This is a genomic window from Terracoccus luteus, assembly GCF_003635045.1.
In the GTDB taxonomy this organism is placed as follows: domain Bacteria; phylum Actinomycetota; class Actinomycetes; order Actinomycetales; family Dermatophilaceae; genus Terracoccus; species Terracoccus luteus.
Genome location: NZ_RBXT01000001.1, coordinates 2,557,016 through 2,581,979 on the forward strand (window position 1 = coordinate 2,557,016; position 24,964 = coordinate 2,581,979).

A 24,964-nucleotide genomic window follows, 5' to 3' on the forward strand; every position below is an offset into this window, starting at 1 on the left:
GGGCTCAGCGCCCGACCGCATAGCCCTGCATGCCCCGCGGGTTGGCGCCGGCCCGCAGCACGCCGCTGTCGGGGTCGCGCGTGACGGCGCACAGGCGGCCCTCGCTCCACGGGTCGCCGAGGCGCACCTCGTGGCCGCGCCGGCGCAGGCCCTGCACGACGTCGTCACCGATGCGGTCCTCGACGATGAGGACCCCCGGCTCGACGGCACGCGGCCAGAACGAGCCGGGGAAGGCGTTGGTGTGCCAGGAGGGGGCGTCGATGGCCTCCTGGATCGACTGCCCGTGCACGAGGGTCCGCAGCAGGAAGAGCAGCTGCCACTGGTCCTGCTGGTCGCCGCCGGGCGACCCGCAGGCCATGACGGGGGCGCCGTCGCGCAGCACCATGGTCGGGGTGAGGGTCGTGCGCGGGCGACGGCCGGGCGCGAGCGAGGATGCGAGCCCCTCCTCGAGCCAGAACATCTGCATGCGGCTGCCGAGGCAGAAGCCCAGCTCGGGCACGGTCGGCGAGCTCTGCAGCCAGCCGCCGCTCGGGGTCGCCGACACCATGTTGCCCCAGCGGTCGACGACGTCGACGTGGCACGTGTCGCCGCGGGTCTCGCCCCGCCGGTCGACCGTCGGCTCACCGAGCGTGGCGTCGGCGATGGGCCGGTCGGCTCCCCCACCCGCGCGCAGGTAGGCGGCAATGCGCGGCTCCCGGCCGTCCGGTGAGCCGGGCCGCACCTCGAGGGAGGCTCGCTCGCCGACGAGCGCGGCGCGCTCGCGGGCGTACTGCTCCGACAGGAGGGTGTCGAGGGGCACCTCGACGTCGCCGTACCAGGCCTCTCGGTCGGCGTAGGCGAGCTTCATCGTCTCGGTGATGGCGTGGATGCCGTCGACGCCGGCCGGGTCGAGATGGGCCGGGTCACCGAGGGCGTCGAGCCCGCGAAGCGTCTGCAGCAGGGCCGGGCCCTGCCCCCAGGCCGCGGTCTTGGCGATCTCGTGGCCCTGCCACGGCACCGAGACGGTGTCCTCCCACGTCGCCGAGAACGCGGCCATGTCGTCGCCCGTGACGAGACCGGCGTGGCGCTCGCCGCTCGAGTCGCGGAACGGCTGGCGCGAGAAGGCGTCGACCGCCTCGGCGACGAAGCCCTGCGACCACGCGCGACGGGCCGCCTCGACCTGTGTCGCCCGGGCGCCACCGGCTGCGGTCGCCTCGGCGACGAGGCGCTCGAGGGTGTCGGCCCAGCGGGGGTTGGTGACGAGCGAGCCCGGCGCCGGGGGCTGACCGTCCCGCAGCCACAGGTCGGCGGAGGTGGTCCAGTCGTCAACGAAGAGGTCGCGGACGAGGCCGATGGTCGTGCACACCCGCTCGAGGACGGGCACGCCGTGGCGCGCGTAGCCGATGGCGGGCTCGAGCACCTCGGCGAGGGTGCGGGTGCCGTGGTCGCGCAGCAGTAGCAGCCACGCGTCCACGGCGCCGGGCACGGCCGCGGCGAGGGGCCCCGACCCCGGGACGAGCTCGAACCCCTCCCCCCGGTAGTGCTCGATGGTCGCGCCGGCCGGGGCCGGGCCCTGCCCGCAGAGCACGCGCGGCGTGGGGTCCTCCGCGGTGCAGACGATGGCGGGCAGGTCGCCGCCCGGGCCGTTGAGGTGGGGCTCGACGACGTGCAGGACGAACCCGGCCGCGACGGCCGCGTCGAAGGCGTTGCCGCCGAGCTCGAGCATCCGCATCGCTGACTGGGAGGCCACCCAGTGGGTCGCCGACACCATCCCGAAGGTCCCCTCGAGGGTCGGTCGGGTGGTGAAGGTCATTCGCTGCTCCTCGGGTGCTGCGTTTCGGTCTGGGTTTCGGTCTGGGTTTCGGTCCGGGTGTCGGCCTGCGTGTCGTGCAGGGTCACGGTCGGGGTGAGGGCGGCGGGAGTCACCGTGCCGCCCACGCGCACGTCCGGGCCGGTGCCGTCGTCGGCGACGAGGTGGCAGGCCACGGTGCCGCCGCCGGCGTGACGCAGCGCCGGGACCTCGGTCGAGCAGCGCTCGACGGCGACGGGGCAGCGGGTGTGGAACCGGCAGCCGGGCGGCGGGTCGAGGGCGGACGGCAGGTCGTCGCCGAGCAGCACCCGGGTGCGGGCCCGCTGGCGCACGGGGTCGGCGACGGGCGCCGCCGCCAGCAGGGCCTGCGTGTACGGGTGCTTGGGTTGCGCGAACAGCTCGGCGCGAGAACCCTGCTCGACGAGCTGGCCGAGGTACATCACGGCGATGTCGTCGGCGAGGTACTCGACCGCCGCGAGGTCGTGCGTGATGAAGAGGCACGCGAAACCGATGTCGCGCTGCAGGTCGGCGAGCAGGTTGAGCACGCTCGCCTGCACCGACACGTCGAGGGCGCTGGTCGGCTCGTCGGCGACGAGCAGCGACGGCTCCGACATGAGGGCGCGGGCGATGCTGACGCGCTGGCGCTGCCCACCCGAGAGCTCGTGCGGGTAGCGGCGGGCCACCTCGGGCCGCAGCCCCACCCGCTCGAGGCCCTCGGCGACCCGCCGCTCGCGCTCGGCCCGCCCGAGGCGCCCGCCGAGCAGGCGCAGCGGCTCACCGACGACCTCACCCACGAGCATCCGCGGGTCGAGCGAGCCGGCCGGGTCCTGGAAGACGATGGAGACGGCGCGGCGGTGCGGGCGCAGCCGGGCGCGCGACAGCGACGTGACGTCGGTCCCGGTGAGGCGCACCGAGCCGGAGGTGGGCTCGAGCAGCCGCACGACGCAGCGGCCCACGGTCGACTTGCCCGAGCCGCTCTCGCCGACGAGGGCCGTGACCTGCCCGGGGCGGATGGTCAGCGACACCCCGTCGACGGCCCGCACCGGGCCGAAGTGCATGACGAGGTCGTCGAGCTCGAGGGCGGGCGGCGCCCCCTCGGTGGCGACCGGCATCCGGGTCTGGGTCGTCATGCGATCTCCTCCTGGGCGGGGCGCCCGAGGTCGCCCCTCGGGTGCCAGCACGCGACCCGGTGGCCGGCGCCACCGTTGACCCCGACCCCCACGGGGGCCGCGGCGAGCGGCGGCGCCGACGTGCGGCAGCGCTGGTCGGCGGCGGCGCAGCGGTCGGCGAAGGTGCAGGCGTCGGGCTGCTCGCGCAGGGTCGGCACGAGGCCGGGGATCTCTCGCAGCCGGTGGGTGCCGGCGTGGCGCCCCGGTGTCGGTGACGCCGTGAGCAGGCCTGCGGTGTAGTGGTGCTGGGGTCGCTCGAAGAGCTCGTCGACCCCAGCGTCCTCGACGACGCGACCGGCGTACATGACGACGACGCGGTCGGCCACGTCGGCGATGACGCCGAGGTCGTGGGTGATGACGAGGATGCTCGTGCCGAGCCGGTCGCGCAGCCCGCGCAGCACGTCGAGGATGCCGGCCTGCACCGTCACGTCGAGGGCGGTCGTCGGCTCGTCGGCCACGAGCACCCGCGGCTCGCAGGCGATCGCCATCGCGATCATGACGCGCTGGCGCATGCCCCCGGAGAGCTGGTGGGGGTAGTGCTTGACGCGCTCGGCCGCCGACGGGATGCCGACGAGGCGCAGCAGCTCGACCGCGCGGGCCTGGGCCTGCTTGCGGTTCAGCTTCTCGTGCACCTCGAGCACCTCGCCGACCTGACGTCCCACTGTCAGCACGGGGTTCAGCGAGGTCATCGGCTCCTGGAAGATGTAGGCGATCTCGCGGCCCCGCGCGGTGCGCAGCCGGGCGGGCGTGGCGCCGACGAGCTCCTCCCCCTCGAGCCGCACCGACCCGGTGACCCGGGCGCTGCGCGGCAGGAGGCCGGCGAGGCTCATGGCGGTGACGCTCTTGCCGCAGCCGGACTCGCCGACGATGCCGACGATCTCGCCGCGGCCGAGGGTGAGGTCGACGTGGTCGACCGCGCTGACCGGCCCGTTCTCGCCGCTGAACCCGACGCTCAGCCCGCTCACCTCGAGGACGGGCGCACCTGTGTCCGTTGCCTTCTCGCGCTTCGCGGCGGCGGTCATCGTCGGCTCCCCTTGGGGTCGAGGGCGTCGCGCAGGCTGTCGCCGAACACGTTGAAGGCGAGGGCGAGCACCATGATGACGAGGCCGGGCAGCACCGCCGCCCACGGCGCGCGGGCCGCGAACTGCTGGGCGTTGGCGAGCATCGTGCCGAGGCTGGGGTCGGGCGGCTGGATACCGAGCCCGAGGAACGACAGGACCGCCTCGCCCAGGATGGCGGCGGGGATGGCCACGGTGGCCTGCACCAGCACCACCGACGTGGCGTTGGGCAGGACGTGCCGGCGCAGCACCCACATGTCACTCGCCCCGTCGACGACCGCGGCCGCGACGAAGTCGAGCGACTTGAGGCGCAGCGTGTCCGAGCGCACGACCCGGATGACGCCGGGGATCTGGGCCACCCCGATGGCCACCGCCGCGTTGCCGAGGCTCGCACCACGGATCGCCGCCAGGCCCACCGCGAGGATGAGGAAGGGGAAGGCGAGCATGAGGTCGGTGAGGCGCGAGATGACGCCGTCGACGGCGCGGAAGTAGCCGGCGGCGAGGCCGAGCGGCACGCCGATGAGCAGTGCGGTGAGCACCGCCAGGGCGGCGACCGTCAGCGAGGCGCGCACGCCGAGCATGATGCGGGAGAGCACGTCTCGGCCGAGGTCGTCGGTGCCGAGCAGGTGACCGGGGGTGCCGGGCGGCGACAGCGTGTTGGCGAAGTCGGTCTGCTCCGGCGCGTAGGGCGCCAGCACCGGCGCGAGCAGCGCGACGAGGATCGCCACGACGAGCACGACCGCACTGACGAGGGCGAGGGGGTTGCGGGCGAGGCGCCGCAGCACCCGACGGCGCGGGCCCTGCGAGGGCTCGCTCGCCCCGCTCGTGACGGGCGACGCGAGGGCGGTGTCGACGCTCATGCTGCCTCCCCGGAGACCCGGACGCGGGGGTCGATGACCGAGTAGAGCAGGTCGACGACGAAGTTGATGACGATGTACGAGGTGGCCGTCACGAGCACGACGGCCTGGATGACCGGGTAGTCGCGCTGGAAGACGGCGTCGATGGTCAGCTTGCCGAAGCCCGGCAGACCGAAGATCTGCTCGGTGACGACCGCCCCCGAGATGAGCCCGCCGAGCTGCAGGCCGACGATCGTCACGACGACGATGAGGCTGTTGCGCAGGGCGTGGCGGGTCACGACGACGCGCGGCTTGAGGCCCTTCGCCTCGGCCGTGCGCACGAAGTCGGTCGACAGGGCGTCGAGCATCGACGAGCGGGTCTGGCGCATGATGACCGCCGCCAGCCCGGTGCCGAGGATGAGTGCCGGCAGGACGAGGTGGTAGAGGTTGTCGACGACGCCGTCACCGAGCGGCACGAAGCCGGATGCCGGGAACAGCCCGGTCGCGACGGACAGGTAGAGGATCGCGACGAGGCCGAGCCAGAAGTGCGGCACCGACAGCCCGAGCAGGGCGAACGCGTTGGCGACCCACTCGGCGGGGCGTCCGCGCCGCACCGCGGCGACGACGCCGGCGCCCACGCCGAGCAGGGTGGCGATGACGATGGCGATGAGGGACAGCTCGACCGTCACGGGCAGGGCCGTGGCGAGCATGTCGCGCACGGGCTGACCGGTGCGGATCGAGGTCCCGAGGTCGCCGCGGACGGCGTTGCCGAGGAAGGTCCAGAACTGCACGAGCACCGACTGGTCGAGCCCGTACTTCTGCCGGATGGCGACGAGGGCCTCCGGGCTGCGGTCCTCCCCCGCGAGGGCGAGGGCCGGGTCACCCGGCAGGGCGCGCACCCCGATGAAGACGACGACCGTCGCCAGCAGGAGGGTGAGCGCCGACTGCCAGGCCCGGCCCCACAGGTAGCGGCGCATCGGTCACTTGGCCAGGCCGGAGGCACCGACGCGGATGACGCCGTCCGGGAAGACCTGGACGCCCTTGACGGTGTTCGAGACGCCGGTGAGGTTGCGCTGGCGGTACAGGTAGATGAGCGGGTCGTCCTGGTGCAGCTGCTCGACGACCTTGCCGTAGAGGTCCCGGCGCTTCGCGACGTCCTGCTCCTCACGGGCCTGGGCGAGGAGGTCGTCGACGGTCTTGCTGCTGTAGCCGGCGACGTTCTGGCTGCCGCCCGTTCCGACGAAGTTGGTGATGTTGGCGTCGGGGTCGATGCGACCCGACCAACCCAGCTGCAGCAGGGAGAACTCGCCGCGGTCCTGCTGGTCGAGCAGCGTCGCGTACTCGACCGGCTTGATCTGCAGGTCGAAGCCGCCCTCCTTGACCATCGACTGCAGCGCCTGGGCCAGGCGCAGGCTGTCGGGGTTGTTCGACGTGATCATCGGGATCTGCACGGGGGTGCTGACGCCCGCCTCCTGCAGCAGCGCCTTCGCCTTGGCCGGGTCGTGCTCGGTGCAGGTCTGCGCGGCCTCGGAGGTGAACTGGGTCGAGGGCGAGATGGGCGAGCAGGCCACCGTCGCGAGGTCGTTGAAGATGACCTTGACGAGGCCCTTGCGGTCGATGGCGAGCTCGAGGGCCTGACGCACCTTGGCGTCCTTCGCCTCGGGCCGGTCGATGGTGCCGGTCGGCGAGCCGACACCGTTGACGTTGCCGATGTTGACCGTGAGGCCCTGGTAGCCGAGCGACTGCGACGAGAGCACGGTGAGGTTGCTCTGCTGCTGCAGGGTCGGGACGTCCTGCGCCGACAGGGAGTCGGCGACCTGGACGTCGCCCGAGCGCAGGTTCGCCGCGCGGATGCTCGCGTCGGTGATGATGCGGTAGGTGATCGCGTCGAGGTGGACGTTCTTCGCGTCGTAGTAGTTCGGGTCCTTGACGAGCTCGATCGAGTTCTGCGGCACGCGCTTGCTGAACTTGAACGGGCCGACGCACACGGGGGCGGTGGCGAAGTCCTCGCCGAGCTTGTCGGCCTGGGTGGGGCTGACGATCATCCCGGCGCGGTCGGTCAGGGCGGCCACGAGCGGGGCGAAGGGCTTGGACAGCGTGATGACGACCTTCGTCGCGTCGGGCGCCTCGACCGTGGTGATCGGGCCCAGCTCGCTGCGGCGGGCCGAGGTCTTGAGGGTCAGCTCGCGGTCGATGCTCGCCTTGACGGCGGCGGCGTCGAAGGCGGTGCCGTCGGCGAACTTCACACCCTCACGCACCGGGATCGTGACGGTGAGGCCGTCGGAGCTCGTCGTCGGCAGGGCGGTCGCGAGCTGGGGCACGATCTGCGCCTTCTCGTCGACGTCGTAGAGCTTCTGGCACATGGCGTGGAAGACGTAGCGCGAGTAGAGGCTGCGCGAGAGGGCCGGGTCGAGCTGGTCGGGCTCGGCCGACAGGGCCATGACGAGGGTGCCACCCTGCTTGACCTGGTCGGCCGAGACGGGCTCGCCGAAGGTGTCGCCGCCGGGGCCCGCCGCGGCCCCGGCCGTGCCGGAGCCCCCGCTCCCCGAGCCGGTGGTCGGCGTCACCGCGGAGCAGGCGCCCAGCGCCAAGGCGGTGACGGCGGCGAGGGCGGTGAGCGGCAGGGCCAAGCGGGGCCGACCCCCGGATGCCGGGGCGGCCGTCGGTCCGTCGGTCGAGGTGGAGGTGGCGCTGGGGGCCGTGGGTGACGGCGCGGTGCGGCGACGGGGGAGGGGGTGCCGGGACATGTGCGCTCCTGGGGCGGGGGGAGGGATTGGCACAACGTATCCTGTATACAGTCGACAAGATACGTCTGCGACCAGACTTTTCTCAGGTTCTTCTGGCCCGGAACGGCCGGCGCCCCGGCCGACGGCGGACCCGCCTCAAGGCGCAGCCACGCGCACCGGGGCGCACCGGCATCCGGTGTGGGGCGACGGCGAGCGACGTCGTGCGCGACCCGGCCGGAGGTCGGCCGGTGGGGGTGGGAGCGGGCGCCGGTCAGCCGGCGCGGTGGACGACCGACAGGGCGAGCGCGGCCAAGGCGGCCTTGGCGTCGCTGTCGGGCAGCGGGTCGAGCAGGGCCCGGGCGTCCTCGGCGACGGCCTCGGTCTCGGCCCGGGCTGCGTCCATGGCGCGGTGGCCGCGCAGCAGGGTCATCGCCTCGGCCACGCCGGCGTCGTCGTCGGAGAGGTCGGCGTCGAGCAGCTCGAGCAGCCGGGCGTCGGTGGGGTCGGCCGGGTCGGCGAGCGAGCGCACCCGGAGCGTCGGCAGCGTGTCGACCCCCTCGCGCAGGTCGGTGCCGGGCACCTTGCCCATGTCGTCGGCCTCGGACGCGACGTCGATGAGGTCGTCGGCGAGCTGGAAGGCGATGCCGACCTTCTCGCCGTAGGCCCGCATGATCTCGACGGTGTCGGCGTCGGCGCCGCTGAACATGGCGCCGTACCGGCCCGCGGTGGCGATGAGCACGCCGGTCTTGTCGGCGAGGACGTCGAGGTAGTACGCGACGGGGTCGACGCCTTCGGGCCGCGGGCGGGCGTCACGGATCTGGCCGGAGCACAGCCGCACGAAGGTCTGGGCCTGGATGAGCACCGCCTCGGCACCGAGCCCGGCGACGAGCTCGGAGGCCTTGCCGAAGAGCAGGTCGCCGACGAGGATCGCCGTCGTGTTGTCGTAGGCGGCGTTGACCGAGACCACCCCGCGGCGCACGGTCGCCTCGTCCATGACGTCGTCGTGGTAGAGCGAGGCGAGGTGGGTCAGCTCGACGCCGGCGGCGGCGGCCACGACCCGGTCGTCGATGCCCCCCGCGACCTCGGAGGCGAGCAGCGTCAGCAGGGGACGGAAGCGCTTGCCCCCGGCCTCGACGAGGTGCGCGGACGCCCCCGCGATGAAGGGGTCGTCGTGGTCGACGACCTGCCGCAGCAGCGCGTCGACCCGGTCGAGCCCGTCCTGCAGGCGAGCCCGCAGCTGCGGGCTCGCCCCGGGGACGGTGAGGACGGGCGGGGTGGCGTGGGTCGTCATGGCAGGGTCAGCCGCGTCAGCGGACGAAGAGCGAGGCCCGGTCGGCCAGGTCGAGCAGCGCCGAGGGGAGCACGCCGAGGGCCAGCGTGATCATCGTGCCGATGGCGATGGAGAACGTCGTCGTCACCGACGGGGTGACGACCTCGACGGCGTCGTCGGGCGCCTCGCTGAAGAACATGAGCACGATGATGCGCGCGTAGACGAAGACCGTGATGGCGCTGCAGACGACACCGACGACCGCGAGCACGGTGCCGGTGGCGCCGCCGCCCGACACGGCCGCGGCGAACACCCCGAACTTCGAGACGAAGCCGGACGTGAGCGGGATGCCGGCGAAGGCGAGCATGAGGAAGGCGAACGCACCGGCGACGAGCGGATGCCGCTTGCCGAGGCCGGCCCACTGCGACAGGTGGGTCGCCTCTCCCCCGTTCTGGCGCACGAGCGAGACGATCGCGAAGGCCGCGATGGTCGAGAAGCCGTAGGCCGCGACGTAGAAGAGCACCGAGCCGACGCCCTGGCGGTCGAAGGCGAGCACGCCGACGAGGATGAACCCGGCGTGGGCGATCGAGCTGTAGGCGAGCAGGCGCTTGATGTCGGTCTGCGTCACCGACAGCACGGAGCCGACGACCATCGTCAGCAGGGCGACGATGACGAGGGCGTTGGTCCACTCCCAGCGGGCCGTGTCGAGACCGGCGTAGGCGAGGCGCAGGATCGCGCCGAACGCCGCCGCCTTCGTGCACGCGGCCATGAAGCCGGTGACCGGCGTCGGGGCGCCCTGGTAGACGTCGGGCGTCCACGCGTGGAACGGCACCGCACCGACCTTGAAGAGCAGGCCGACGAAGACGAGCAGCGCGCCGGGGACGAGCAGGCCGTTCATGTCGAGCGGGCCTGCGGAGACGGCGGCGCTGAGGTCGCCGAGGTAGACCGAGCCGGCGTAGCCGTAGAGCAGGGCCGTGCCGAAGAGGAAGAAGGCCGAGCTGAAGGCGCCGAGGAGGAAGTACTTGAGCGAGGCCTCCTGCGAGAGGAGGCGGCGGCGCCGCGCCAGGCCCGAGAGGATGTAGAGCGGCAGCGAGAGCACCTCGAGGGCGACGAACATGCCGAGCAGGTCGTTCGTCGTCGGGAAGAGCATCATGCCGAAGATCGCGAACAGCGTCAGCGGGAAGACCTCGGAGGTGAGGGCCCCGGCCCGGGTGGCGGCCGTCTCGAGCGGCGAGCCCGGGGTGGAGGCACCGCTCGGGGTGAAGGCGTCGGGCCCCTGGCCGCCGAAGCGCTCGGCCATCGTCAGGATGCCGAGGATGCCCATGAGCGCGATGGTCCCCTGCATGAACAGGGCCGGTCCGTCGATGGCGAGGGCGAAGAGACGGCGGTTGGTCGTGCCGTCCGACAGGCCCATCGTCAGCCCCTGGTGGCCGGCGGCGACGATGACGGCGACGAAGGCGCCGAGCAGCGCCACGACGGACAGGCCGACCTGGATGCGCTGGCGGAGCTCGCGCGGGGCGAACGCCTCGACGAGCACCCCGACGAGCGCGGCACCGAAGACGACGAGCAGCGGGAGGATGGCCAGGTAGTCGATCTGCGACTGCTGGAAGGTCACCTCGTGCTCCCTTCAGCCGCGTTGCCGGCGGCGGGGGTGTTCTGGACGTGCGACATCGACTTGTCGACGGCCGGGTTGATGGCGTTGAGCGCGAGGTTCGGGAAGAACCCGAGCACGAGGAACGCCGCGATGAGGGGGGCCGCGACGAGCTTCTCGCGGGTCGTCAGGTCGACGATGCGTCGGCCGGACGGCAGCTCGAAGCCGCGTACGCCGCCCGAGGACTTGCGCCAGGCGTCGTCGACGGTCACGCCGTCGGCGGCGAGCGACTCGGGCTTCGGGCCGGTCATGACCCGCTTGTACATGAGCAGCACGTAGAGCGCGGCGAGGATGATGCCGGCCGTCGCGATGACGGCGGCCGCCGGGCGGGTCGGGAAGCTGCCGACGAGGACGAGGAACTCCGACACGAAGGTCGACAGGCCCGGGAGCGACAGGGCCGACAGGCCGGCGACGAGGAAGATGCCCGCCAGCCCCGGGGTGACCCGCTGCCAGCCGCCGTAGTCGGGGATGCGCTTGCTGCCGCCGCGGCGCACGACCATGGCGGCGAAGAGGAACAGCGCGGCGGTCGAGAACCCGTGGTTGACCATGTAGAGCGTCGAGCCGGCTCCTCCGGTCGTCGTGAAGGCGAAGATGCCGAGCACGATGAAGCCGAAGTGGCTGACCGACGTGTAGGCGATGAGCCGCATCATGTCGGTCTGGCCGATGGCGAGCAGGGCTCCGTAGAGCACCGACACGACGGCGAGCACGACGACGACGGGCGTGGCCCAGTGGCTCGCCTCCGGGAAGAGCTGGAGGCAGAAGCGGATCATCCCGAAGGTGCCGACCTTGTCGAGGACGCCGACGAGCAGGGTGGCCGTCGCCGGGGAGGACTCCGTCGCGGCATCCGGAAGCCACGTGTGGAAGGGCACCATCGGCGCCTTGATGGCGAAGGCGATGAAGAAGCCGACGAACATGAGGCGCTCGGTCGTCGGGTCGATCGACAGGCCGGTGAGGCGCTCGACGAGGAATCCGTCGGTGCCGCCGGGGCCCTGGATGTAGAGGGCGATGACGGCGACGAGCATGACGAGCCCACCGGCGAGCGAGAAGAGGAGGAACTTCATCGCCGCGTACTGCCGACGGGCACCACCGAAGCGCCCGATGAGGAAGTACACCGGGATGAGCATGGCCTCGAAGAAGACGTAGAAGAGGAACACGTCGGTGGCGGCGAACACCCCGACCATGAACGTCTCGAGCAGCAGCAGGAGCGCGAAGTACGTCTTGACCCGACGCTCGTCGGCCGCGTCGTCCTCGGGCAGGTCACGCCACGCCGCGAGGAGGCAGATCGGCGTGAGCACGAGCGACATGAGGATGAGCACGAGCGCGATGCCGTCGACGCCCAGGGCGTAGCTGACCCCGAACTGCGGGATCCACGAGTACTGCTCCCCCAGCTGGAACTGGGCGCTCGAGCCGCGGTCGAACTGCAGCGCGGCCACGACGCCGACCACGAGGGTCAGCAGGGAGACGCCGAGCGCGAGCCGCTTGGCCATGAGGGCCGAGCCGGGGACGAAGGCGACCAGCAGCGACCCCACGAGGGGGATGACACCGAGGATGGTCAGCCACGGCACGCTGGACATGATGGTCGTCGAGGTCGTCATCAGGACATCACCCACAGGGCTCCGAGAATGGCGACGACACCGGCGAGCATCGTCAGGGCGTACGAGCGAGCGAAACCGTTCTGCAGCCGGCGCAGGCGCGACGACGTGCCCCCGACGAGGGCGGCGAGACCGCCGGCGGCGCCGTCGATCCCCTTGCCGTCGAGGAAGACGAGCGAACGGGTCAGGTGGATGCCGGGGCGCATGAGCAGCGCCTCGTTGACGGCGTCCTGGTAGAGGTCACGGCGGGCGACCTGCGTGGCGAGGCTGCCGGCGGGCTGCGCGACGGGGACGTCCTCGCGGACGTAGCGCAGGAAGGCCAGACCCGCCCCGGCGGCGACGAGCACGAGGGTGGCGACGGTGATGACCGGGATCGGCAGCACCGGGTGCACCCCCTCCGGCTCGGCGCCGGTGACCGGCTCGAGCCATGAGGTGAAGGCCCCGGTCGGGCCGAGCACGAGGCCGAGCAGGGCGGAGCCGACGGCCAGGACCATCATCGGGACGAGCATGAGCATGCCCGACTCGTGCGGGTGCTTGTTGTCGTCGGTCCAGCGGCGCTTGCCGTGGAAGGTCATGAAGAACAAGCGCGACATGTAGAAGGCGGTGACGCCGGCGGCCAGCATCGCGGTGAGGCCGAAGACCCACGGCCGCCAGCCCTCGCCGATGAACGCGGCCTCGATGATCTTGTCCTTGCTCCAGAAGCCGGACAGCAGCGGGAAGCCGATGATGGCGAGGTAGCCGAGGCCGAACGTGACCCACGTGATCTTCATGACCGCCGAGAGGCCGCCGAAGCGGCGCATGTCGACCTGGTCGTTCATGCCGTGCATGACCGAGCCGGCACCGAGGAACATGCCGGCCTTGAAGAAGCCGTGCGTCAGCAGGTGGAAGATCGCGAAGGCGGCACCGACCGGGCCGAGCCCGGCGGCGAGCATCATGTAGCCGATCTGGCTCATCGTCGACGCGGCGAGGGCCTTCTTCAGGTCGTCCTTGGCGCAGCCGACGATGGCACCGAAGACGAGGGTGATCGCACCGACGATGACGACGACGAGCTGCGCGTTCGGCGTGGCCGTGAAGATCGGGGCCGAGCGCACGACGAGGTAGACGCCCGCGGTGACCATGGTCGCGGCGTGGATGAGCGCCGACACGGGGGTCGGGCCGGCCATGGCGTCACCGAGCCAGCTCTGCAGCGGGAACTGCGCCGACTTGCCGCAGGCCCCGAGCAGGAGCATGAGGCCGATGGCGGTCATGAAGCCCTGGTTGACGCCGTTGACAGCCTCCGCCCCGGCGAAGACGGTCGTGAAGTCGACCCCGCCGAACTGGAAGAACATGATGAACAGGGCGATCGACAGCCCGAGGTCACCGACGCGGTTCGCGACGAACGCCTTGTTCGCGGCGCTCGCGTAGGCCGGGTTCCAGTTCCAGAACCCGATGAGCAGGTAGCTCGCGAGGCCGACGCCCTCCCAGCCGACGTAGAGCAGCAGGTAGCTGTCCGCCAGGACGAGCAGGAGCATCGCCGCGACGAAGAGGTTGAGGTAGGCGAAGAAGCGTCGCTTGTCGGGGTCGTGCTCCATGTACCCGAGCGAGTACACGTGGATGAGCGAGCCGACGAAGGTGATGAGCAGCACGAAGACGAGCGAGAGCTGGTCGACGAGCAGGCCCGCGCTCAGCTTGAAGGTGCCGGCGGTGACCCAGTCGAAGAGCTGCACGTGCTGGGCCCGCTGCTCGCCGTCGCGCCCGAGCATGGCGAGGAAGACGACGGCGCCGACGACGAAGGCGCCCCACGACAGGGCGGTGGCGAGCACGGGGCCGAAGCGGTCGGTGCGCCGGCCGCCGAGCAGCAGCACGGCGGCGCCGACGAGCGGCAGCACCACGAGCAGCCACGCGAGCGAGGTGGCGCCGGTCGCGGCGGCCACCTCACCGTCGGCCGCGGCCCGGGCGGCGTGGGCGGCGTGCGCACCGACGCTGCTCGGCGCGGTCGCGAGCGTCTGGACGAGTGATGTCATGGAAGGCCTGTGCTCCTTACAGCTTCAGCAGGTTGGCGTCGTCGACCGAGGCCGACCTGCGGGCACGGAAGATGGCCATGATGATCGCGAGCCCGACGACGACCTCGGCGGCGGCCACGACCATGACGAAGAGGGCCATGACCTGGCCGTCGAGCTGGCCGTACATGCGCGAGAAGGTGACGAGGGCGAGGTTCGTGCCGTTGAGCATGAGCTCGACGCCCATGAAGACGATGATCGCGTTGCGTCGCAGCAGCACCGTGGCGGCGCCGACGGCGAACAGCAGCACCGAGAGGTAGACGTAGTTCATCGGGCTCATCGCTCGCTCCCCTCCTCGATCTCGCGGTCAAGGTGACGCTCGACGTCGCGGTAGCCGTCGGCCGTCGCGACCTGGTCACGGGCCACGAGCACGCGCGAGACCGACAGGTCGCTCGGCGTGCCGTCGGGCAGCAGGGCCGGGGTGTCGACCGCGTTGTGGCGCGCGTAGACACCGGGCGCGGGCAGGCCGGCGACGTTGGCGTTCTCGCGCACGCGGCGGGCGGCCCACTGTGCTTGCGTGACCTTCGGCGAGAGGCGCTCGCGGTGGGCGAGCACCATCGCGCCGAGGGCGGCGGTGATGAGCAGGGCCGAGGTGACCTCGAAGACCCACACGTACTGGCCGAAGATCAGCTCGGCCAGACCGGTGATGTTGCCCGTCTCGCGGTTGGTCGTCACGACCTTGTCGAGGCCCGTCTGCACGGTCGACTCGTCGAAGACGGCCGAGCCGATGGTCGAGAGCAGCACCCCGGCGAGGCCGAGGACGAGCACGAGCGAGGCCCAGCGCTGCCCCTTGATCGTCTCGACGATCGAGTCGCTGCTGTCGACGCCGACGAGCATGAGCACGAAGAGGAAGAGCATCATGACGGCGCCGGTGTAGACGAACACCTGCACGATGCCGAGGAAGTCGGCCTTCTGCATGATGTACATGACGCCGAGCAGCACCATGACGAGGGCCATGGCGAGGGCGGCGTGCACGGCCTTGCGGGCGAACAAGAGCCCCAGCGACGCGACGAACGCGAGCGGGGCCATGATCCAGAAGCCGACGGCTTCCGCGGTCGATGTCACGGGTTGGCCCCTTCCCTGGTCTCGGCGGCGGTCGGGTGCAGCGTGTGGCCCACGTCGTGCTGGCCCGGGACGCGCGCGCCGACGTTACCGGGTGCCTCGGCGTCACCGTCGGACGCCCCGCCGTCGTCGGGGTCACCGGCGCTGTCGCGCGCGTCGACGTAGGCCTCCTGGGCCGTCGTCGCCCCGGAGACCTTGCCCTGGTAGTAGTCGCGCTCCTCCATGCCGTCGGCCATGGGGAACGGCGGGGGCAGCATGCCGCCCTGCAGCGGCGCGAGCAGCTGGTCCTTGGTGAAGATGAGCTTGCTGCGGTCGTTGTCGGCCAGCTCGTAGAAGTTCGTCATCGTCAGGGCGCGCGTCGGGCAGGCCTCGATGCACAGCCCGCAGAAGATGCAGCGCAGGTAGTTGATCTGGTAGACGCGGCCGTAGCGCTCACCGGGGCTGAAGCGCCCCGCGCCACCCGGCGAGTCGTCGTTGTCGGCGCCCTCGACGAGGATCGCGTCGGCCGGGCAGGCCCACGCGCACAGCTCGCAGCCGACGCACTTCTCGAGCCCGTCCGGATGCCGGTTCAGCTGGTGGCGTCCGTGGAAGCGCGGCGCCGTGGGGCGCGGCTTCTCGGGGTACTCCTCGGTGGCGACCTTGCGGAACATCGTCGAGAACGAGACGCCGAACCCGGCGACCGCGTCGAAGAGCCCGGGCGTCCGGTCCGACGCCCTGCCGTCACCGCTGCTGCCGCGCTGGACGTCCTTGCCGGGCCTGCCGGCGGTGTCGTCAGCCATGGTCATCCTCCTTGACGACGGTGGTGCCACCGCCGGTCGAACGGGTGGTCGGGCGGGAGCCGCCCGAGCCGGAGCCGGACAGCACCGGCTCTCGGTCGTCGCCGGTGCCGGAGCCGATCATCGGGCCGGGCTCGACGAGGCGCTGGCCGGGCAGCGGCGGGACCGGGTAGCCGCCCGCGAACGGGTCGACCTCCTCCGGCGGGGGCTCCTCGGCGGCGGCGAGCCTGGCCGCGCGGCGGTCGTCCCAGATCCACGCGGCCGCGAGGGCGATGACGGCCACGACGCCGACGATGGTGAGGGTGGCGAGGCTGAGGTCGCGGCCGGCCACGGTGATCGTCGTGCTGCCGAGGAAGCCGAGCTGGGCGCCGCGGATGAAGGCGACGGCCACGACCCAGGCGAGCGTGATCGGGATGAGGAACTTCCAGCCGAAGCGCATGAACTGGTCGTAGCGCACGCGCGGCAGCGACCCGCGCAGCCACACGAAGACGAAGATGAAGCTCCACATCTTGAGCGTGAACCAGATCAGGCCCCACCAGCCGCCGTCGAACATGTTGTCGTTGATGAGCGACACGATCGGGGGCGCCGCCGGACCGCCGAGGAACATCGTCGTGGCCAGCGCCGAGACGGTGAACATGTTGACGTACTCGCCGAGGAAGAACATGGCGAAGCGCATCGAGCTGTACTCGGTGTGGAAGCCACCGGTGAGCTCGCCCTCACCCTCGGCGAGGTCGAACGGCAGGCGGTTGGTCTCGCCGACCATGGTGATGACGTAGACGGCGAAGGAGAAGAAGGCCGGCAGGATGTACCAGAGCGAGCTCTGGGAGCTGACGATCTGCGAGGTCGACATCGAGCCGCTGTAGAGGAAGATCGCGACGAGCGAGAGGCCCATGGCGATCTCGTAGCTGATGACCTGCGCGGTCGAGCGCAGCCCGCCGAGCAGCGGGTAGGTCGAGCCCGAGCTCCAGCCGGCGAGCACGACGCCGTAGACGCCGACCGACGCCACGGCGAGCACGAGCAGCACGGCGACGGGGACGTCGGTGACCTGCAGCGGCGTCGTGTGGCCGAAGATCGTGACCGTCCCGCCGAGCGGGATGATCGAGAAGGCGACGAAGGCCATCGTGGCGGTGATGAGCGGCGCCAGCGTGTAGATGAACTTGTCGGCCTTGGCCGGGGTGATGTCCTCCTTGAGCATCGACTTCGCACCGTCGGCGAGCGTCTGCAGGAGGCCGAAGGGGCCGTTGCGGTTCGGGCCCGGTCGCTGCTGCATGCGTCCGATGACGCGGCGCTCGAACCAGATGACGAGCAGCGTCGAGACGAGCAGGTAGACGAAGACGACGACGGCCTTGAGCAGCGCGAGCCACCACGGGGTGTCGCTGAAGTCGGCCGTCGGGTTGTCGGCGGCGGGCAGGGCGGCGGGCACCGCCGCCGCCAGCGTGAGCAGGCTCATGCGGCCCCTCCCTTGGTGACGGTCACGTGGTGACCGGAGTCGGCGCCGAGGCCGGTGCGCACGGCGCACCCGCGGGCGTTCGTGGGCAGCCACACGACACCGTCGAGCATGCCCTCGGTGACGGCGACGGGCAGCGTGGCCGCGCCGCGGGGTCCGCTGACGGTGACGAGGTCGCCGTCGGCGACCGCGAGGGCGGATGCCGACGTGGCCGAGAGGCGTGCGACGGGCGCGGGGGCGGTGCCGGCGAGGAACGGCTCGCCGTCCTGCATGCGGCCGGCGTCGAGCAGCGTGGCCCAGGTGGCGAGGACGAACCGCCCCTCCCCCTCGCCGGTGGTCGCCGCCCGGACCGTGGCCTCGTCGATGGTCACGTGGTGCTCGCCCTCCCAGGCGCCGAGCGCCTCGAGCTGGGCGTGGATCTCGCGGCGCGTGCGCGTCTCGAGGAAGAAGCCCATCTCGGCGGCGAGCATGTCGAGCGCCCGGTGGTCGCTGACGGCGTTGCTGTCGAGCGCCTGCTCGAAGGTGCGCACGCGCCCCTCCCAGTCGACGAACGAGCCGCCCTTCTCGGCGTGGGCCGCGACGGGCAGCACGACGTCGGCCAGCTCGGTGACCGGCGACTCACGCAGCTCGAGCGAGACGACGAACGCCTGCTCGAGGGCCGTGCGGGCGTGCTCCGAGCCGATGTCGGCCGGGTCGACGCCACCGACGACGAGCGCGTCGATCTCGCCCCGCGGGACCGCGACGAGGATGCCCTCGGTGTCGCGGGCCGGGGTGTCGGGCAGGTGCTCGACCTCCCACACGCCGGCGACCTCACCGCGGGCGGCACGGTCGGCGACGGGACGGCCGCCGGGCAGCAGCGAGCCGAGCGCGCCGACCTCGAGGGCCCCGCGCTCCCCCGCCCGACGCGGCACCCACGCGAGGCGTGCCCCGGTCGAGGTCGCGAGCTCCGCCGCGGCGCGCAGGGCCCCGGGCGAGGTGGCGAGGCGCTCGCCGACGAGCACGACCGCACCCTGGCCGAGGGCCTCGCGAGCCAGCCGACCGGCATCCGACGAACCGAGGTCACGCAGCACGTCGGCCTCGTGCCCGGGGACGGCGGGCACGAGCCTGCCGCCCGTCTTCTCGAGGCCGCGGGTGGGCACGGCGCCCACGGAGAACACCTTGGTCTTGTTGTGACGCCACGCCTTGCGCAGGCGCAGGAACACGATCGGGCTCTCGTCCTCGGGCTCGAGGCCGACGAGCACGACGGCCGGCGCGTGCTCGAGGTCGGTGTACGTGACCGAGCCCCCATCGGGGCCGGTGCCGACGACGTGCTCGGCGAGGAAGTCGACCTCCTCGACCGAGTGCGGGCGCGAGCGGAAGTCGACGTCGTTCGTGCCGAGCACGACGCGGGCGAACTTGCCGTAGGCGTAGGCGTCCTCGCTCGACACGCGACCGCCGACGAGCACGCCGGCGCCGCGCGAGCGGGCGAGGCCGGCGGCGGCGAACTCGAGCGCCTCGGGCCAGCCGACGACGCGCAGCTCGCCACCCTTGGTGTCGCGCACCATCGGCAGGGTGATGCGGTCGGGCTGGGTGGCGTAGGTGAAGGCCCACCGGCCCTTGTCGCAGTTCCACTCCTCGTTGACCTCGGGGTCGAGGGCGGCGAGGCGACGCAGCACGACGCCGCGGCGGTGGTCGGTGCGGGTGGCGCAGCCGCTCGCACAGTGCTCGCACACCGACGGGGTCGACACGAGGTCGAACGGGCGCGAGCGGAAGCGGTAGGCCGCGCCGGTGAGCGCGCCGACCGGGCAGATCTGCACCGTGTTGCCCGAGAAGTAGCTCTCGAACGGCTTGTCCTCGTAGATGCCGATCTGCTGCAGCGCACCACGCTCGACGAGGGCGATGAAGGGGTCGCCGGCGATCTGGTCGCTGAACCGGGTGCAGCGGGCGCAGAGCACGCAGCGCTCACGGTCGAGCAGCACCTGCGAGCTGATGTTGACCGGCTTGGGGTAGGTGCGCTTGACGTCCTCGAAGCGCGACACCGACCGACCGCTGCTCATGGCCTGGTTCTGCAGGGGGCACTCGCCGCCCTTGTCGCAGACCGGGCAGTCGAGCGGGTGGTTGATGAGCAGCAGCTCCATGACGCCGTGCTGGGCCTTCTCGGCCACCTTCGAGGTCTGCTGCGTGTTGACGACCATGCCGGGGCTGACCGCCATCGTGCACGAGGCCTGCGGCTTCGGCATGGGACGCACGTTGCCCTCGCGGTCGGGCATGGCGACGTCGACGAGGCACTGGCGGCACGCGCCGACCGGGTCGAGCAGCGGGTGGTCGCAGAAGCGCGGGATCTCGATCCCGACGGTCTCGGCGGCGCGGATGACGAGCGTGCCCTTGGGCACGCTCACCTCGACGCCGTCGATCGTCAGCGTGACGTCGTCGGCCTTCTTCGGCGGCGTGGCGTCGCCACCCGAGTCGACGGCGTTGCCGCCGGCGCTGGGTGAGGTGGTCACGGTCATGCGGTCACCATCCCGGTGGGTTCCTTGGGGCCGGTGCCCGGGGCGGATGCCGGGTCGCTCGTCGCGAACAGCACCGACCTCTCGGGCGGGAAGAGGACGTGGGCCGGGGTGTGCATGCCGGCCTCGAACTCCTCGCGGAAGTACTGCACCGCGGACGTGATCGGGCTCGTCGCGGCGTCACCCAGGGCGCAGAAGCTGCGGCCGAGGATGTTGTCGCAGATGTCGACGAGCTTGTCGATGTCGTCCTGCGTGCCCTCGCCGTTCTCGATGCGGTTCATGATCTGGCGCAGCCACCACGTGCCCTCGCGGCACGGGGTGCACTTGCCGCACGACTCGTGGGCGTAGAAGTCGGTCCAGCGGGCGACGGCGCGCACGACCGAGACGGTCTCGTCGAACACCTGCAGGGCGCGGGTGCCGAGCATCGAGCCCGCTGCGGCCACCGAGTCGAAGTCGAGGGGCACGTCGAGGTGCTCGTCGGTGAAGATCGGGGTCGAGCTGCCGCCCGGGGTCCAGAACTTGAGGCGGTGGCCCTGGCGCATGCCACCGGCGAGGTCGATGAGCTCGCGCATCGTGATGCCGAGCGGCGCCTCGAACTGGCCGGGGTTGGCGACGTGGCCCGACAGGCTGAAGATGCCGAAACCGGTCGACTTCTCGGTGCCCATGCCCTTGAACCAGTCGGAGCCCTCGAGGATGATCCCGGGCACCGAGGCGATGGACTCGACGTTGTTGACCGACGTCGGGCGGGCGTAGAGCCCGGCCGCGCCGGGGAACGGCGGCTTGAGGCGCGGCTGGCCGCGGCGGCCCTCGAGCGAGTCGAGCAGCGCCGTCTCCTCACCGCAGATGTACGCGCCGGCGCCGGCGTGCACGGTGATGTCGATCGTGACGCCCTTGCCGCCGACGTCCGTGCCGAGCAGCCCGGCCTCGCGGGCCTCCTCGACCGCCCGCAGCAGGCGGCGGTAGACGTGCAGCAGCTCGCCGCGCAGGTAGATGAAGGCGTGCTCGCAGCCGATGGCGTACGAGCTGATGGCGACGCCCTCGATGAGGGCGTGCGGGTTGGCCATCATGAGCGGGGTGTCCTTGCACGTCCCGGGCTCGGACTCGTCGGCGTTGACGACGAGGTAGCGCGGGCCGCCGTCGGGCGGGCTCATGAACGACCACTTCATGCCGGTCGGGAAGCCGGCGCCGCCGCGGCCGCGGATGCTGGAGTCCTTGACGGCGTCGATGATGGCCTGCGGCTCCATGGCGAGGGCCTTCTCGAGCGCCTCGTAGCCACGGTGGCGGCGGTAGGTCTCGAGGGTCCAGGAGCGAGGGTCGTCCCAGAACTTCGTCAGGATCGGGGTGAGTGTGTCGGTCATCGCGACTCGTCCTTCCCATCGGTGGCCGCCGTGCCGGTGCTGCCCGTCGTGCCCGTGCCCCCCGTCGAACCGGGGGTCCTGCCCTTGCTCTCCTCGGCCGCCGTGGGGCCGGCGTCCTCGGCACCCGCGGGCGAGCCGTCGGGCGAGGCCGCCGGGACGTCCTGGGCGCCGCTCGCGCCACCGGCGGTGCCGGCGTCCGCGTCGCGCTCCTCCGGGGCGTGGCTGCCGTCGGGGCGCTGGTCGCCGGGGGCGACCCAGCCGCGGTCGTGCGCGATGCGCAGCCCGAGCAGGGAGGCCGGCCCGGCGCCGACGCCCTCGTCGGCGCGGCCGTCGCTGAAGCCGGCGAGCACCCGAGACATCTGCTTGAAGCTGCAGACGCTGTCGGCGCCCCGCGTCGGCGTGACGGTCCGTCCGGCCCGCAGGTCGTCGACGAGCGCCACGGTGCTCTCAGGAGTCTGGTTGTCGAAGAACTCCCAGTTCGTCATGACGACGGGCGCGTAGTCGCAGGCGGCGTTGCACTCGACGCGCTCGAGCGTGATGCGACCGTCGTCGGTCGTCTCGTCGTGCCCGATGCCGAGGTGCTCGGAGACCCGGTCGAAGATCGCGTCGCCGCCCATGATGGCGCAGAGGGTGTTCGTGCAGACCCCGACGGTGTACTCACCGTTGGGGTGGCGCTTGTACTGCGTGTAGAACGTCGCGACGCCGCTGACCTCGGCCTCGGTGAGGTCGAGCACGTCGGCGCAGAAGCTCACGCCACGGCCGCTGACGTAGCCGTCGACCGACTGCACGAGGTGCAGCAACGGCAGCAGCGCGGAACGCTTCTGCGGGTAGCGCGCGACGACCTGGGCGGCGTCCTCGTGCAGCCTCGCCAGCACGTCGTCGGCGTAGGGCGCCTTCGACTCGGGGCTGACGTGCAGGAACCCGGAGGCCGCTGCGGTGTCGTGTCCGCTCAACGGTCCACTCCTCCCATGACGGGGTCGATCGAGGCGACGGCGACGATGACGTCGGCGATCTGGCCGCCCTCGCACATCGCGGCCACGGCCTGCAGGTTGTTGAAGCTCGGGTCGCGGAAGTGCGCGCGGTAGGGGCGCGTGCCGCCGTCGGAGACGAGGTGGCAGCCGAGCTCGCCCTTGGCCGACTCGACGGCCTGGTAGGCCTGGCCGGGCGGGACCCGGAAGCCCTCGGTCACGAGCTTGAAGTGGTGGATGAGCGACTCCATCGAGGTGCCCATGATCTCGCGGATGTGGTCGAGGCTGTTGCCGAGGCCGTCGCCGCCGAGGGCCAGCTGCGCCGGCCACGCGATCTTCTTGTCGGCGACCATGACCGGGCCCTCGCCCGCCTGCAGCCGCTCGGTGCACTGCTCGACGATCTTGAGCGACTCGTACATCTCGTCGATGCGGATGCGCAGGCGGCCGTAGGCGTCCTGGCTCGTGCGGGTGATGACGTCGAAGTCGTAGGTCTCGTAGCCGCAGTACGGGTCGACCTTGCGCAGGTCGTGCGGCAGCCCGGTCGAGCGCAGCACCGGGCCGGTGATGCCGAGGGCCATGCAGCCGGCGAGGTCGAGCACGCCGACGTCGACGGTGCGGCCCTTGAGGATGGGGTTCTCGTTGAGCAGCGCCTCGAGCTCACCGAGGCCGCGACGCAGCTCGGGCACCATCTCGCGCAGGGCGTCGATCGAGCCGGGCGGGAGGTCCTGGGCGACGCCACCGGGGCGGATGTACGCGTTGTTCATGCGCAGGCCGGTGATCATCTCGATGACGCGCAGCAACCGCTCGCGCTCGCGGAAGCCGACGGTCATGACCGTCGTCGCACCCATCTCCATGCCACCGGTGCCGAGGCAGATGAGGTGGCTGCTGATGCGGGTCATCTCCATCATGAGCACCCGGATGACGCTCGCGCGCTCGGGGATCTCGTCGGTGATGCCGAGCAGCTTCTCCATGGCGAGGCAGTAGGCCGTCTCCTGGAACATGGGCGTGAGGTAGTCCATGCGCGTGCAGAACGTGACGCCCTGCACCCAGGTGCGGTATTCCATGTTCTTCTCGATGCCGGTGTGCAGGTAGCCGATGCCCGCGCGGGCCTCGGTCACCGTCTCGCCGTCGAGCTCGAGGATGAGGCGGAGCACGCCGTGCGTCGACGGGTGCTGCGGACCCATGTTGACGACGATGCGCTCCTCGTGGAGGGCGCTCGCCTCGTCGACGAGGTCGTCCCAGTCGCCGCCGGTCGCGTTGAAGACGTGCGAGGTGTCGCTCACCGCGTCGTCGGCCAGCGAGCTGGCGTAGGGGTCGTGCTCGGCGCCCGTGGGCGTTCCGGTGCTGGTCTGGGTGCTCATCAGTTGTACGACCTCCGCTGGTCGGGCGGTGGGACCGTCGCGCCCTTGTACTCGACGTCGATGCCACCGAGGGGGTAGTCCTTGCGCTGCGGGTGACCCGGCCAGTCGTCGGGCATGAGGATGCGGGTCAGGGCCGGGTGTCCGTCGAACTCGATGCCGAACATGTCCCAGGTCTCGCGCTCGTGCCAGTCGTTGGCCGGGTAGGTCGACACGATCGACGGGATGTGACGGTCGTCGTCGGGGCAGCTGACCTCGACCCGGACCCGCTTGCCGCCGTTGGTGATCGACAGGAAGTGGTAGACGGCGTGCAGCTCCTCGCCGGTGCGCTCGGGGTAGTTGACCCCCGACACGCCGGTGCAGATCTCGAAGCGCAGCGCCGGGTCGTCGCGCAGGGCGCGGGCGACGGCCGGCAGGTGCTGACGGCGCACGTTGAGCGTCATCTCGCCACGGTCGACGACGACGCTCTCGACCGCCTCGGCGAACGAGGCGGTGCCGCCGACGAGCGCCCGCTCGAGGTCGTCGGCGAGGGCGTCGAAGTAGCTGCCGTAGGGGCGGCTGGCCGCGCCCGCGACGAGGACGGGGCGACGGATGCCGGCGTAGCCGGACGTGTCGCCGCCCTGGGTGGCGCCGAACATGCCCTGGCGCATCCCGACGACGCGCGGCTCGCTGCCGCTGCCCTCGCGGCGCAGGTCGACCTCGCCCGGCGTCAGGCCGGTCGTCTGGTCACCCGCGCTGCCGGCCTCGGGGCCGGACTTCTTCTCGGCGTCGCTCATGCGAGCAGACCCTTCATCTGGTGCGTCGGGGTCGCGCTCAACGCTGCCGCCTCGGCGGCCTCGGCCGCCTTCTTGCGGTTGACGCCGAGCGGCGTCGACTCGATCTGGTGGTGCAGCTCGATGATGGCGTTGAGCAGCATCTGCGGGCGGGGCGGGCAGCCCGGCAGGTAGATGTCGACCGGGATGATGTGGTCGACGCCCTGCACGATGGCGTAGTTGTTGAACATGCCACCCGAGCTGGCGCAGACACCCATCGAGATGACCCACTTGGGGTTGGGCATCTGGTCGTAGACCTGGCGCACGACGGGGGCCATCTTCTGGCTGACCCGGCCGGCGACGATCATGAGGTCGGCCTGGCGCGGGGTCGCGGCGAAGCGCTCCATGCCGAAGCGGGCGATGTCGTAGTCGGGGGTGCCGACGGCCATCATCTCGATGGCGCAGCAGGCCAGCCCGAAGGTCGCGGGCCAGATCGAGGCCTTGCGCATGTAGCCGGCCAGGCCCTCGACGGTCGAGAGCATGAAGCCTGCCGGCAGCTTCTCTTCGAGACCCATTTCTTCTCCTCGTTGGTGCGTGCTGCCCCGTCGGCGCCGGCGTGGTGGGCCGGTG

20 protein-coding genes are annotated in these 24,964 nt (G+C 71.8%); all 20 read right to left on the reverse strand.

The window, feature by feature from the left end; genetic code table 11:
* Positions 1-4: 4 nt before the first annotated feature.
* Complete coding sequence (locus DFJ68_RS11590) at positions 5-1,792, reverse strand: gamma-glutamyltransferase family protein (RefSeq protein WP_121033361.1); 1,788 nt, start codon at positions 1,790-1,792, stop codon at positions 5-7.
* On the reverse strand, positions 1,789-2,919 hold the full coding sequence (locus tag DFJ68_RS11595) for an ABC transporter ATP-binding protein (RefSeq protein WP_211333350.1): 1,131 nt from the start codon (positions 2,917-2,919) through the stop codon (positions 1,789-1,791). Before DFJ68_RS11595 ends, DFJ68_RS11590 begins: the two co-directional genes overlap by 4 nt.
* Positions 2,916-3,980: an ABC transporter ATP-binding protein gene (locus DFJ68_RS11600; protein WP_121033363.1), complete on the reverse strand. Its 1,065-nt coding sequence runs from the start codon at positions 3,978-3,980 to the stop codon at positions 2,916-2,918. The genes DFJ68_RS11595 and DFJ68_RS11600 overlap by 4 nt, the downstream gene beginning before the upstream one ends.
* The gene (locus DFJ68_RS11605; protein WP_121033365.1) at positions 3,977-4,876 is read right to left on the reverse strand and encodes an ABC transporter permease; all 900 of its coding nucleotides are present in this window, start codon (positions 4,874-4,876) and stop codon (positions 3,977-3,979) included. The genes DFJ68_RS11600 and DFJ68_RS11605 overlap by 4 nt, the downstream gene beginning before the upstream one ends.
* A complete protein-coding gene (locus tag DFJ68_RS11610; RefSeq protein WP_121033367.1) occupies positions 4,873-5,829 on the reverse strand; it encodes an ABC transporter permease in 957 nt (318 codons plus the stop codon). The genes DFJ68_RS11605 and DFJ68_RS11610 overlap by 4 nt, the downstream gene beginning before the upstream one ends.
* Positions 5,830-5,832: 3 nt before the next feature.
* Positions 5,833-7,599 carry an ABC transporter substrate-binding protein gene (locus DFJ68_RS11615; RefSeq protein ID WP_121033369.1) on the reverse strand — a complete coding sequence of 589 codons (1,767 nt, stop codon included), beginning with the start codon at positions 7,597-7,599 and terminating at the stop codon, positions 5,833-5,835.
* Positions 7,600-7,849: 250 nt separating this feature from the next.
* On the reverse strand, positions 7,850-8,869 hold the full coding sequence (locus tag DFJ68_RS11620; protein WP_121033372.1) for a polyprenyl synthetase family protein: 1,020 nt from the start codon (positions 8,867-8,869) through the stop codon (positions 7,850-7,852).
* A gap of 16 nt (positions 8,870-8,885) precedes the next feature.
* Entirely contained in the window at positions 8,886-10,460 is a 1,575-nt protein-coding gene (gene nuoN, locus DFJ68_RS11625; protein ID WP_121033374.1) for an NADH-quinone oxidoreductase subunit NuoN, read from the reverse strand.
* Complete coding sequence (locus DFJ68_RS11630; protein ID WP_121035317.1) at positions 10,457-12,070, reverse strand: NADH-quinone oxidoreductase subunit M; 1,614 nt, start codon at positions 12,068-12,070, stop codon at positions 10,457-10,459. The genes nuoN and DFJ68_RS11630 overlap by 4 nt, the downstream gene beginning before the upstream one ends.
* 20 nt (positions 12,071-12,090) lie before the next feature.
* Entirely contained in the window at positions 12,091-14,091 is a 2,001-nt protein-coding gene (gene nuoL / locus DFJ68_RS11635; protein WP_121033376.1) for an NADH-quinone oxidoreductase subunit L, read from the reverse strand.
* Between the two features lie 16 nt (positions 14,092-14,107).
* A complete protein-coding gene (gene nuoK, locus DFJ68_RS11640) occupies positions 14,108-14,407 on the reverse strand; it encodes an NADH-quinone oxidoreductase subunit NuoK (RefSeq protein WP_121033378.1) in 300 nt (99 codons plus the stop codon).
* The gene (locus DFJ68_RS11645; RefSeq protein ID WP_121033380.1) at positions 14,404-15,192 is read right to left on the reverse strand and encodes an NADH-quinone oxidoreductase subunit J; all 789 of its coding nucleotides are present in this window, start codon (positions 15,190-15,192) and stop codon (positions 14,404-14,406) included. Before DFJ68_RS11645 ends, nuoK begins: the two co-directional genes overlap by 4 nt.
* On the reverse strand, positions 15,189-15,968 hold the full coding sequence (gene nuoI, locus DFJ68_RS11650) for an NADH-quinone oxidoreductase subunit NuoI (protein WP_121033382.1): 780 nt from the start codon (positions 15,966-15,968) through the stop codon (positions 15,189-15,191). Before nuoI ends, DFJ68_RS11645 begins: the two co-directional genes overlap by 4 nt.
* The gene (gene nuoH / locus DFJ68_RS11655) at positions 15,961-17,415 is read right to left on the reverse strand and encodes an NADH-quinone oxidoreductase subunit NuoH (protein ID WP_121033384.1); all 1,455 of its coding nucleotides are present in this window, start codon (positions 17,413-17,415) and stop codon (positions 15,961-15,963) included. The genes nuoI and nuoH overlap by 8 nt, the downstream gene beginning before the upstream one ends.
* Positions 17,412-19,901: an NADH-quinone oxidoreductase subunit G gene (locus tag DFJ68_RS11660; protein WP_121033386.1), complete on the reverse strand. Its 2,490-nt coding sequence runs from the start codon at positions 19,899-19,901 to the stop codon at positions 17,412-17,414. The genes nuoH and DFJ68_RS11660 overlap by 4 nt, the downstream gene beginning before the upstream one ends.
* Positions 19,898-21,256 carry an NADH-quinone oxidoreductase subunit NuoF gene (gene nuoF / locus DFJ68_RS11665; RefSeq protein WP_121033388.1) on the reverse strand — a complete coding sequence of 453 codons (1,359 nt, stop codon included), beginning with the start codon at positions 21,254-21,256 and terminating at the stop codon, positions 19,898-19,900. The genes DFJ68_RS11660 and nuoF overlap by 4 nt, the downstream gene beginning before the upstream one ends.
* On the reverse strand, positions 21,253-22,209 hold the full coding sequence (gene nuoE / locus DFJ68_RS11670) for an NADH-quinone oxidoreductase subunit NuoE (protein ID WP_121033390.1): 957 nt from the start codon (positions 22,207-22,209) through the stop codon (positions 21,253-21,255). The genes nuoF and nuoE overlap by 4 nt, the downstream gene beginning before the upstream one ends.
* A complete protein-coding gene (locus DFJ68_RS11675; protein ID WP_121033393.1) occupies positions 22,206-23,585 on the reverse strand; it encodes an NADH-quinone oxidoreductase subunit D in 1,380 nt (459 codons plus the stop codon). The genes nuoE and DFJ68_RS11675 overlap by 4 nt, the downstream gene beginning before the upstream one ends.
* Positions 23,585-24,358, reverse strand: a complete 774-nt coding sequence (locus DFJ68_RS11680) for an NADH-quinone oxidoreductase subunit C (protein WP_121033395.1) — start codon at positions 24,356-24,358, stop codon at positions 23,585-23,587. The genes DFJ68_RS11675 and DFJ68_RS11680 overlap by 1 nt, the downstream gene beginning before the upstream one ends.
* Positions 24,355-24,909 (reverse strand): NuoB/complex I 20 kDa subunit family protein, encoded by a 555-nt coding sequence (locus DFJ68_RS11685; RefSeq protein ID WP_121033397.1) that lies wholly within the window; start codon positions 24,907-24,909, stop codon positions 24,355-24,357. The genes DFJ68_RS11680 and DFJ68_RS11685 overlap by 4 nt, the downstream gene beginning before the upstream one ends.
* Positions 24,910-24,964 lie beyond the last annotated feature (55 nt).

Excerpts from the sequence above, each read along its gene's own strand:
- DFJ68_RS11590 (WP_121033361.1), bottom strand. The coding sequence starts at position 1,792 with ATGACCTTCACCACCCGACCGACCCTCGAGGGGACCTTCGGGATGGTG.
- DFJ68_RS11595 (WP_211333350.1), bottom strand. The coding sequence starts at position 2,919 with ATGACGACCCAGACCCGGATGCCGGTCGCCACCGAGGGGGCGCCGCCC.
- DFJ68_RS11600 (WP_121033363.1), bottom strand. The coding sequence starts at position 3,980 with ATGACCGCCGCCGCGAAGCGCGAGAAGGCAACGGACACAGGTGCGCCC.
- DFJ68_RS11605 (WP_121033365.1), bottom strand. The coding sequence starts at position 4,876 with ATGAGCGTCGACACCGCCCTCGCGTCGCCCGTCACGAGCGGGGCGAGC.
- DFJ68_RS11610 (WP_121033367.1), bottom strand. The coding sequence starts at position 5,829 with ATGCGCCGCTACCTGTGGGGCCGGGCCTGGCAGTCGGCGCTCACCCTC.
- DFJ68_RS11615 (WP_121033369.1), bottom strand. The coding sequence starts at position 7,599 with ATGTCCCGGCACCCCCTCCCCCGTCGCCGCACCGCGCCGTCACCCACG.
- DFJ68_RS11620 (WP_121033372.1), bottom strand. The coding sequence starts at position 8,869 with ATGACGACCCACGCCACCCCGCCCGTCCTCACCGTCCCCGGGGCGAGC.
- DFJ68_RS11630 (WP_121035317.1), bottom strand. The coding sequence starts at position 12,070 with ATGTCCAGCGTGCCGTGGCTGACCATCCTCGGTGTCATCCCCCTCGTG.
- nuoL (WP_121033376.1), bottom strand. The coding sequence starts at position 14,091 with ATGACATCACTCGTCCAGACGCTCGCGACCGCGCCGAGCAGCGTCGGT.
- nuoK (WP_121033378.1), bottom strand. The coding sequence starts at position 14,407 with ATGAGCCCGATGAACTACGTCTACCTCTCGGTGCTGCTGTTCGCCGTC.
- nuoI (WP_121033382.1), bottom strand. The coding sequence starts at position 15,968 with ATGGCTGACGACACCGCCGGCAGGCCCGGCAAGGACGTCCAGCGCGGC.
- nuoH (WP_121033384.1), bottom strand. The coding sequence starts at position 17,415 with ATGAGCCTGCTCACGCTGGCGGCGGCGGTGCCCGCCGCCCTGCCCGCC.
- DFJ68_RS11660 (WP_121033386.1), bottom strand. The coding sequence starts at position 19,901 with ATGACCGTGACCACCTCACCCAGCGCCGGCGGCAACGCCGTCGACTCG.
- nuoF (WP_121033388.1), bottom strand. The coding sequence starts at position 21,256 with ATGACCGACACACTCACCCCGATCCTGACGAAGTTCTGGGACGACCCT.
- DFJ68_RS11675 (WP_121033393.1), bottom strand. The coding sequence starts at position 23,585 with ATGAGCACCCAGACCAGCACCGGAACGCCCACGGGCGCCGAGCACGAC.
- DFJ68_RS11680 (WP_121033395.1), bottom strand. The coding sequence starts at position 24,358 with ATGAGCGACGCCGAGAAGAAGTCCGGCCCCGAGGCCGGCAGCGCGGGT.
- DFJ68_RS11685 (WP_121033397.1), bottom strand. The coding sequence starts at position 24,909 with ATGGGTCTCGAAGAGAAGCTGCCGGCAGGCTTCATGCTCTCGACCGTC.